The 8,796-nt window shown below is 52.9% G+C and carries 9 protein-coding genes and 1 pseudogene; 4 read left to right on the forward strand and 6 right to left on the reverse strand.

The window, feature by feature from the left end:
* Window positions 1–33 precede the first annotated feature (33 nt).
* Window positions 34–1,284 (reverse strand): cysteine desulfurase NifS, encoded by a 1,251-nt coding sequence (gene nifS, locus LKE08_RS13090; protein WP_324704675.1) that lies wholly within the window; start codon window positions 1,282–1,284, stop codon window positions 34–36.
* A gap of 56 nt (window positions 1,285–1,340) precedes the next feature.
* Window positions 1,341–1,745, reverse strand: a complete 405-nt coding sequence (locus LKE08_RS13095; RefSeq protein WP_324704676.1) for a NifB/NifX family molybdenum-iron cluster-binding protein — start codon at window positions 1,743–1,745, stop codon at window positions 1,341–1,343.
* Window positions 1,746–2,593: 848 nt separating this feature from the next.
* On the opposite strand from LKE08_RS13095, the gene LKE08_RS13100 reads away from it, so the two are divergent.
* Window positions 2,594–2,941, forward strand: coding sequence for an Asr1405/Asl0597 family protein (locus LKE08_RS13100; protein WP_324704677.1), 348 nt, complete (start codon window positions 2,594–2,596; stop codon window positions 2,939–2,941).
* A 7-nt stretch (window positions 2,942–2,948) separates the two neighbouring features.
* Window positions 2,949–4,127, forward strand: a complete 1,179-nt coding sequence (nifV, locus tag LKE08_RS13105; protein ID WP_324704678.1) for a homocitrate synthase — start codon at window positions 2,949–2,951, stop codon at window positions 4,125–4,127.
* Here the strand turns inward: nifV and LKE08_RS13110 are convergent.
* The 4 genes from LKE08_RS13110 to LKE08_RS13125 all read right to left on the reverse strand — a co-directional run bounded on the left by LKE08_RS13110 (window position 4,088) and on the right by LKE08_RS13125 (window position 7,518).
* Window positions 4,088–4,522 carry an ArsC/Spx/MgsR family protein gene (locus LKE08_RS13110; protein WP_324704679.1) on the reverse strand — a complete coding sequence of 145 codons (435 nt, stop codon included), beginning with the start codon at window positions 4,520–4,522 and terminating at the stop codon, window positions 4,088–4,090. The two genes, nifV and LKE08_RS13110, sit on opposite strands and share 40 nt — an antisense overlap.
* Before the next feature lie 464 nt (window positions 4,523–4,986).
* Window positions 4,987–5,121, reverse strand: a complete 135-nt coding sequence (locus tag LKE08_RS13115; RefSeq protein WP_324704680.1) for a hypothetical protein — start codon at window positions 5,119–5,121, stop codon at window positions 4,987–4,989.
* 88 nt (window positions 5,122–5,209) lie between these two features.
* A complete protein-coding gene (locus LKE08_RS13120) occupies window positions 5,210–6,313 on the reverse strand; it encodes an SGNH/GDSL hydrolase family protein (protein WP_324704681.1) in 1,104 nt (367 codons plus the stop codon).
* Window positions 6,314–6,318: 5 nt separating this feature from the next.
* The gene (locus LKE08_RS13125; protein WP_324704682.1) at window positions 6,319–7,518 is read right to left on the reverse strand and encodes a hypothetical protein; all 1,200 of its coding nucleotides are present in this window, start codon (window positions 7,516–7,518) and stop codon (window positions 6,319–6,321) included.
* Window positions 7,519–7,795: 277 nt separating this feature from the next.
* Between LKE08_RS13125 and LKE08_RS13130 the strand changes: the two genes are divergently transcribed.
* Both LKE08_RS13130 and LKE08_RS13135 read left to right on the forward strand, forming a co-directional pair.
* Window positions 7,796–8,041, forward strand: a complete 246-nt coding sequence (locus LKE08_RS13130; RefSeq protein ID WP_324704683.1) for a hypothetical protein — start codon at window positions 7,796–7,798, stop codon at window positions 8,039–8,041.
* A gap of 78 nt (window positions 8,042–8,119) precedes the next feature.
* Window positions 8,120–8,796: pseudogene (locus tag LKE08_RS13135) on the forward strand (hypothetical protein); the annotation flags it as partial.

Here is an 8,796-nt window from a genome sequence, read left to right on the forward strand (position 1 = left end):
GACTGAAGTCGCCGTTCGCTTTTCATCCGTGCTTTAAAAAGACACGGCTTTCAAGCTCTCGTCCTTTTCTCGTAAATCCTGTTGTCGCTCTTGCAGCCAACCCTGACTTTCGTCGGTTTCGCTGTTGAACGGCGACATCGCCCGCAACTTCTCAACGACCTGTGGCATCACCGTCAAAACTTGGTTGATCTCCGCCGCCGTCGTATAGCGGGAGAGGCTGAAGCGGATCGATCCGTGGAGGATCGTGTAAGGCAACCCCATGGCTCGCAAAACGTGGGAGGGTTCCAGGGAACCGGAAGTGCAGGCCGAACCGGAGGATGCACAGATACCGTAAGCATCCAACGAGAGCAGGATAGCTTCGCCTTCAATGTACTTGAAACCGATATTGGTCGTGTTTGGAAGTCGCATCCCCTGGTGGCCGTTGAGCTGGCAGTGGGGTATCAGCCGCAGCAACCCCAACTCCAGGCGATCGCGCAATTCCCGCACCTGGGTAATCTCCGCCTCGAAATTAGCGATCGCCAGTTCCGCCGCCTTCCCCAACCCGACGATAGCGGGAACATTCTCCGTCCCCCCCCGGCGTCCCCGTTCCTGGTGTCCCCCCACCAGCAGGGGACGGAACCGCACCCCCCGCCGGACGTAGAGTGCCCCGACGCCTTTGCTGGCGTGGAGTTTATGGCCGGAAAGGGTGAGCAGATCGATGCTGCTATTTTTCATGTTCAGGGGAATTTTCCCGACGGCTTGGACGGCATCGACGTGGAACAGGATGCCCCGATCTTTGACCATCTGCCCGATGCGTTCGACGGGGAAGATCACCCCCGTCTCGTTGTTCGCCGCCATCACGGAGACGAGGGCGGTATCTTCCCGCAGGTTAGCCCGCAGTTCGTGCAGGTTGAGCATCCCCTTTTCGTTCACCGAAAGGTAGGTGGTGGTGTACCCTTCCCGCTCCAATTTCCGGCACAGGTTGAGGATGGCGGGGTGTTCGACTTGGGTGGTGATGATGTGTTTTTTCTGGGGATTGGCGGCTAGGGCCGCGCGGATGGCGGCGTTGTCGCCTTCGGTGCCGCAACTGGTAAAAATAATTTCGGTGGGTTCGGCGTTCAAAAGGGCCGCCACCTGTTCTCGGGCCCGTTTGACCGATCGCGCGATTTTGCCGCCGAAGGTGTGGGTACTCGACGGGTTGCCGTAGTTTTCCTTCAGAAAGGGGAGCATCGCTTCGACGACTTCCTCGGCGACTCGGGTGGTGGCGTTGTTGTCCAGATAAATAACCGGTGTCGGGGATGACATAAGCACCTCATTCGGAGTCAATTCAAATCGACGTTTCTCCTGGGGGGGAAACGGTTTCACTCGGCGCGAGTTTTGCGGTTTTGGTAATAGTCCAAAGTGGCAATTTCGATCGCGTCGTAGACCTGCACGGGTTCGACACCCGCTTCCCGGAGGCGATCGTCGGGTCCGGCGCCGATTTTGGCGACCAGGACGGCCTCGCAGTCGGACAGGGTGCGGATGATGGCGTCCAAATCCCCCGGGCCGTCTTCGGGGCCGTGGCAGTAGGGGGAGACTTCGCGGATTTCCCGCAGGGTCGCCCGTCTGCCGTCAACCTCGTAGATGAAGAATTCCCGTGCGTGGCCGAAATGTTGGTTGACGAGTCCCCCCCCTTTGCTGGCGACGGCGATCCGAATGGTTTCGGGTGCCTCTATGGAGGACGGTCGGGCGGTGGGAATTGGAATCGGCTCTGTCGTTCGTACCATTGAACCTTGCCCCTCCGGCGGTCGATAAATGTCCGTCAAATGCGATCGCGGTTGGTGTCTTTGAGGACGGTTGCGATCGGCTTTGATATAGGGTTATATCAGTCGGGTTTCGACCCGCCGTTTGAGGGGGGGAGGTTAGTTGATTAATAGATTGGAACTGCACTCAATTTCCGCCATCGCCCGCCGGGATTGGGATCGGGGATTTTTCAATTTTGCGATCGGGATCGGGGTTCGGGAACTTTTGAGGGGGGGGACAAGACTTTTTGAGGGGGGGGACGGGAAGAAACTGCACTCACCGCCAACGGGAAGTGTATCGGGGATTGGCGGTATTATTTCCCCTTCTCTTGTGAGTACATTTTAAGATGTTCTTTAGGTTTGAAATCTTCGCTCAAACATCGATACATTTCTTAAATTATTATAACTCAAGTTGACATGGACGGCGGGATGGGGGCGCGACTGATCTCGGAAACCGTCGCTTTATCAAATGTCTCATTATTCTTGAGATTTCGTATCGGATGTAGCAATTTCTTCAACTTTGATCGTGGTAAGGTCTGAGGTTGTGGGGCGGATCGATCCCCGGCAATTCCCCTGCAACTGGCGATCGCCTGCCCAATCGCCCCAGTTTTTCGGTCTTCAGATTTCCTCAAGATTTCCCCGGTCAAAATTGGCGACTCGGTTCGGTTGGGATGGCCGCGACACCGGAATTTTGAGTCGGACCGGCGAAGCGATCGCATATCGGTCCCGATCGGATTTGAGGTTCCCCCCGTCCTTGCATCTCGCCCCTTCCCCTCGCTATCGAATGTCAGAACTCCAACCCCAACGTCAACCGTTACGGAATCAAGGTAAAAATGATGTTTGCACCCTCCGATCGCCCCGGCGATCCGTTCCACGGAAACGACAATCATTCCCTGCCATTTCTTGAGTCCCAGCTCTCGGCACCTGGCCCGGATGAAAATCTTAAATTTCAACCGCTAAAAGTGAGGGTGCAGGTCCCCCCGGATTTACAATGGTCGGTGTTCTACCGATTGCAGGAATTGTCGATTCCCTGCGAGTATTCCAGCGAAAATGGGGTGGGCGTCGAAATTGAAGATCGGACGACGGCTATCCAACTTCGCTGCGTACTGCACCGATTTATCGCTCCCTTATCCGTACAGGTGAATTGGTTGGAACATTGCTTTGAGCTTGAAGGAAATTGACGTAAATATGTTGGCAGAAAATATCCGCATCAATGATACCACGCTTCGCGACGGAGAACAAGCGGCCGGGGTGGCGTTTTCGCTCCGAGAAAAAGTCGAGATCGCCCGCCACCTGGACTGCCTGGGGGTCCACGAGATCGAGGTGGGAATTCCGGCGATGGGCGGCGAGGAAGTCGAGGCGATCGGCGCCGTCGCCCGGTCGGGATTGAAGGCTTCCCTGCTGGGGTGGAATCGGGCCGTCATTTCGGACCTGGAAGCCTCCGCCACCTGCGGGTTGACGCGGGTCCACATTTCCGTGCCGGTGTCGGATGTCCAAATTGCCGCCAAATTCGGAACCGGCAAGGCGGACGTTTTGGAACGGCTGCACCGGGCCATGAACTATGCCCGCGATCGCGGCTGGTTCGTCTCCGTGGGGGCCGAAGATTCCTCCCGCGCCGACGAGGGCTTTTTGATCGAGGTGGCCCGCTGCGCGGAAACCTGGGGGGCCGGCCGGTTCCGGTTCTGCGATACGGTGGGAATTCTCGACCCCTTTTCCACCTACGAAAAAGTGCGGAAATTAGCCGGCGTGACTTCCATCCCCATCGAGATGCACACCCACGACGATCTGGGCATGGCGACCGCTAACGCCATCGCCGGAATTCGGGCCGGGGCGCGATCGGTGAATGCCACCGTCAACGGGTTGGGAGAACGGGCCGGAAACGCGGCCCTCGAAGAGGTGGTCGTCGCCCTAATGCGAATCGACGGCTTGGATTTGGGGTTGGATTTTCGGCAACTCAAACCCCTCTCGAAATTGGTGCAGGAAGCCTGCGGCGATTCCCTCCCCCGCTGGAAGGCGATCGTCGGGGACAATGCCTTCACCCACGAGTCCGGATTGCACGCCGACGGCATTCTCAAAAATCCCCGCACCTACGAAGCCTTCGACCCGAAGTCTTTGGGAGAAAATCACCGCCTGGTGTTGGGAAAACATTCCGGCCGCCGCGGGTTGACCGAGATTTTGCAACGGCACGGCATCGATTTGAACCGGGCGGAGGCGCAATTTCTCCTCGCCTCGATCCGGCGGCGATCGGGCGAACTCAAACGCAATTTGACGCCGGAGGAGGTGCTGCAATTATATTTGGAATTGAGTTTCCCCCAGGTCAATTCCTCTCAAACCGCTGAGGGCATGGAACAGGGGGTTTCTTCGTGAGAACGGGGACAGGTTTCCACGTCGAGACCGCAGATATCGACGGGGTTCAAACCGATCCAGCTATTGATTTCGTCCGTGTCGAATCCCACACTCCGCACTTCCCCCACCTGCAATAGCGGACGGCGGATTAACAGGGGTTCGGACACCATCAGTTGCAGCGCCGTTTCCGCGTCCAATTCGTCGGGTTTGACTGAGCCGGATTTGATGCGGGACGCGCTGCGATTGAACCATTCAGTAACAGGCAGGTCGCCGAAGAATAAACGGAGTTTTTCGGGAGTCCAGTGTTCCGACAGCAGGTTGCGGCTTTCCGGCTGATGACCTGCTGCCCGGAGCATTGCTTTTTGTCGCGTATTATTTCGGCACCCCGGTTTTTCATAAAAGATAACGACTGCCATATTCTGCTCTCCGCGAACTTTATTGTCTTAATTTTATCTAAAAAATGCCGAATTTTGAGATTTTTGATGTTAAGTTTTCCGTCTTTTTGTTGATATTTTTTAGCTTAAATCTACAAATTTTAATCTCGGCTTGGGGGGATGACAGGCGGCACAAAAAATTGCAAACAACATAACTCGATCGCGCAAATTTTTCCGTTATTTACACTACCATTATCTGATCTTTTTGGCACCGCGATCGCCTCCCCCACCGGAATGTTTATCGATAACCAAAAATTATAGGTTAACCCAAAATTGATTTAAATGTTCGATAAAATCGCCATTTGATCGCGTGAAAATGGTTCTCATTCTCCCAAATATCGCCGCGAAGATCCGCCACTTGACAGCGATTTCGACATCCCCTAAAATATAGCTACTATGCGATGCTACCCTCCGTGTAAGTAAAGGCAGTATCAAAGACCCAGGACTTATCCCGAAACCCGATAACACCGCGATCGCGATCGCCATTTTCCCCGCGATCGCGATCGCACCCTCCATCGCCGACGCACGAGAAATTTCAGGGTCGCGGGGACGGGACTTGACAAAACTGACAATTCGTGCATTAACCGCACTGCACCCCGGGAATAAGGAATGTTTAAACCGCCTTCCCCACTCCCCACTCCCTATTGCCTATTGCCTATTGCCTATTGCCTACTCCCCACTCCCTGCCTCAGTTTCAAGATTTTGCTTAAGTAAATGTCGTTCAATCAACTCCGCCGCCAGCCGGTTTCCGGCGATATTCCAGTGGGTGTCATTGGGTCGGTAGAGGCGATCGGTTTGGGAGGCTTCCCGGAAGTCATCCAACAGGTCGATATAGTCGATGTCGTATTCCTCAAAGCGATCGCGCAGCAGGCGGTTGGGGTATTCAAAATCGAAGCCCTCCGGGTCGTCCGGCTTGAAGGTTTGAATCACCTCGGCTTGCAGGTTCGGATCGACCTGAACCTCCGCCGGAATGATGACGACACTCAGATCGATATTTCGGGAATCGCAAATCCTTTTAATTTCGCGGATATCCCGCATCGCATCCTCGAACATCGACAGGAACATACCGTCCGTCGCTTCGATGTCAAACATCCGACTGGCATTGACGACAATTTCGCGATAGGCTTCGTCCGTCAGGGTGGGTTTATCATCATCATATTCGAGATTTTGGGGATTGTAATCGGTGCCTTTAAATTTGGCATTCAGTGCCATCAGAGATTTGAAGAAAGCGACGGTATAGAAGATTTCTTCATCTTTGTCGAGGGAAAGCAGGTAATTATCGATAAAGTCGTTGCCGATATAAAATGACAAAATGATGCGATCGGGGTTCAGAATCAATCCCTCGTTCGTCAGCAGGGACAAATAGTCTTCCGGTCCCATGCCGGGGATTCCCATATTGATCAATTCGACATTTTTTCCCTCGGCGTTCAACCCTTCCTCAACCAAGGTTAAATAATTGTCATGATAGGGAACGATTCCGAAGGAGAAAGAGTCGCCAATTCCCAAAATGCGATGGGTTCCTGGCGGCTTTTCTTGGGTAAATTCGACATCTTTAAATCCGTGGGAATTGAGGTTGAAATTAAAATCCCGTGCGTTCGGCTTTCGCCGCCAGCGGTTGTAGGAGCGATCGCGGAAGACAAAGGACGGATTAATCTTATTATAAATCCTGAAGGTAATTTCCGTCAACGCGAAGGTGATTCCCGCGATGACGACGGTTTGCGTCAGAACTCGGGAAACGGGATGTTTGAAGATTTGGGAAATCGTTTTTTTCATATCCGCTAATTCGATAAGTTTTCGTCCGTGATTTTAACCAAATTCTCGAATAAAATATCCGCCGCCAGCCGGTTTCCCGCCGAATTCCAGTGAGGTTCCTGGAACAAGTACAGGTGGCGGCTTTGATGTTCTTCCCGAAACCGGGGGGTGAAGTCGATGTAGGAAATATTCTCTTTCTCAAGGTGGCGTTTCAGGATGTTTTGTTGGCAGGTGAGTTCGTAATCGTTCAAATCGATATCGAAATTGGAAGCCAGTTGATTCAACAGTTTCGGGTTGACTTGGAACTCGTCGGGGTAGAGGGCGACGATAAATTGAATGTTCCTGGATTTTAGAATCGCATTCATTTCTGAAATGCTGTCGAGGATGTAGTCAATATTGGCATCGCGATCGCCCGCTTCCAAATCCTCAATCTCGCAGAACTCCAGCCGTGCCCGTTCGACTTCCAGAAACATCTCGCGGGAGAGGACGCCGGGGGACTGTTCCCGTTCTTCCGATTCCGCATCCGTCGCCGACACCAATTTTACCCGGGGTTGCACCGGGGGAGAAACGGAGGTTTGACGAGATTTTGCAGCTTCTTGGAAGACCTTATATTTTTGTTTGATAAACAGCCACAGCCGAGATTGTCCGATTATCGGGTAGCCGAACAGGATCAATTCCTCGCGGCGATCGATATCGATATAGATGTCGTTGACAATGATCCGCTTTCGGTTCGGGTCGGCATCTATGAAATCGTTGCCGACAAAAAAGCCAAGAACCACCAAATCGGGATTGTATTGCAGTCCGAATTTTTTCAACAGTGCGAGTTGTTCGGCGGTGTGGGTTCCCGGATAGCCGGCGTTGATGACATCGACTTTGTGCGTTCCGTAATATTGCTGAAATTGGTTTTCCAATAATGCGGTATAATTTCCATCCTGCCCCCCCGCCCAGTTGAAGGAATCGCTCAATACCAGCATCCGAAACGTGCCGGGTTCTGTTTCGAGGGGATAGTCGCGATCGTTGAAACCGAACTCATTGTTGCCGTTGGCGTGGGGACGAATCCGAAATCCCAAATCCGGGTCGTATTGGTAGAGTCCCCGAAACAGATAGGGTTCGAGGAGGATCATGGAAACTTCCACCAAAAATAGGGGAGCGATCGCCCAACAAAAGAACAGCAGGAACGCTTTTGGCAGGCGTCGCCATTGAAAGAATTTGAGGGATTTGAGCATGGAGTCGCATTTCACAATAGCATCCCGAATGATAACGATAGCAATCCGGGGGCGTCCTGTCCAGTAACGTCGGCCCTCACCAGGTGCCCCTCTGCCAATCCTGTCCGAGTCGGCCCTCACCCCCGGCCCCTCTCCCAATCCTGGGCGAGGGGAGAGTCATCTGCTGTGGCGGCGCCAACCGGAGACGGTGTGGCATCTTCAACAAACCCCTAAAATACAAAGTGTTGTATCAGAATTGCAGATCATGTCATCCCCACAAGTGAGCACGATTATTAAGATGTTAGAATCTTTGCCGGACGAGGTGCAAGATCGGGTGGTCGATCACCTTCGAGAATATATTGACGACTTGCAAGATGAACTCAAATGGGATCGTTCGTTCGAGCGATCGCAATCCCAACTCATTGCTGCGATTAGAAAAGCCAAGCGGGAGACTACCGAAGGGAAAACCACGGCAATGGATTACGACAGGTTGAGAGTTTGGCAGGGTGCGTTAATGAAATGTCAACACCCTGATCCCAATTGATTCTGACCCTATTTTAACTGAAACGATCCGCTGCTGGATGTTGTATAATGGGTTAGCCGCCAATCCGGGTTGGAAATTATGGCCAAATGTCCAGTCTGTGAAACCGAATATACGGAAAATGAGGTGGAAACCTGTACCGTCTGCGGTTATGACCTGACTCCATATCCCCCCGTACTTGGAGAGATTCCCTCCGGGTTTTTGGAGAAGGAGAGAAAACGCCTCGCCGCCGCCAAGCGAGTTTGGCAAAGATCCCAATCTCGGCTACAGTCCACGGAGTTGATTAGATCTCGGTTTCAATCCCAGTTGGATGGGATGACTCAACAAATTAACCAGTTAACTGAATTCGCCGAGTCGCAACGTCAACATCAAGCTAACTTTCAATCCCAGTTGGATGGCATTGCCGAGAGACTCGACCATTTGAACCCGGAATCAGAGCGGCGACTATTGCTGAATTTACAATCCCAGTTGGATGAAATCATCGGCTTAATTTCTGGGTCAAATAAGTCCGAGGAAGTCAACCGAAATCCGGTTCGAGATGGATATGTTTTTGAGGTCATAAAAGTCAACAAAAAGGGGAAAGAAATCAGTCGCAGTCCCGGTCAGGCGGAATGTATCGTCGAAGACTTGGGGGATGGAGTCACCCTGGAAATGGTATTGATTCCGGGGGGAACCTTTACAATGGGTTCACCCGCGTCCGAACAGCGATGGAGTGGGTATAGTGGCGAGGAAGAACCCCAACACCGAGTCACCATTCA

It is taken from the genome of Lyngbya sp. CCY1209 (genome assembly GCF_035615495.1).
Lineage (GTDB): Bacteria > Cyanobacteriota > Cyanobacteriia > Cyanobacteriales > Microcoleaceae > Limnospira.

Excerpts from the sequence above, each read along its gene's own strand:
- LKE08_RS13110 (WP_324704679.1), bottom strand. The coding sequence starts at position 4,522 with ATGGCAGTCGTTATCTTTTATGAAAAACCGGGGTGCCGAAATAATACG.
- LKE08_RS13115 (WP_324704680.1), bottom strand. The coding sequence starts at position 5,121 with ATGCACGAATTGTCAGTTTTGTCAAGTCCCGTCCCCGCGACCCTGAAA.
- LKE08_RS13100 (WP_324704677.1), top strand. The coding sequence starts at position 2,594 with ATGATGTTTGCACCCTCCGATCGCCCCGGCGATCCGTTCCACGGAAAC.
- LKE08_RS13120 (WP_324704681.1), bottom strand. The coding sequence starts at position 6,313 with ATGAAAAAAACGATTTCCCAAATCTTCAAACATCCCGTTTCCCGAGTT.
- nifV (WP_324704678.1), top strand. The coding sequence starts at position 2,949 with ATGTTGGCAGAAAATATCCGCATCAATGATACCACGCTTCGCGACGGA.
- LKE08_RS13125 (WP_324704682.1), bottom strand. The coding sequence starts at position 7,518 with ATGCTCAAATCCCTCAAATTCTTTCAATGGCGACGCCTGCCAAAAGCG.
- nifS (WP_324704675.1), bottom strand. The coding sequence starts at position 1,284 with ATGTCATCCCCGACACCGGTTATTTATCTGGACAACAACGCCACCACC.
- LKE08_RS13130 (WP_324704683.1), top strand. The coding sequence starts at position 7,796 with ATGTTAGAATCTTTGCCGGACGAGGTGCAAGATCGGGTGGTCGATCAC.
- LKE08_RS13095 (WP_324704676.1), bottom strand. The coding sequence starts at position 1,745 with ATGGTACGAACGACAGAGCCGATTCCAATTCCCACCGCCCGACCGTCC.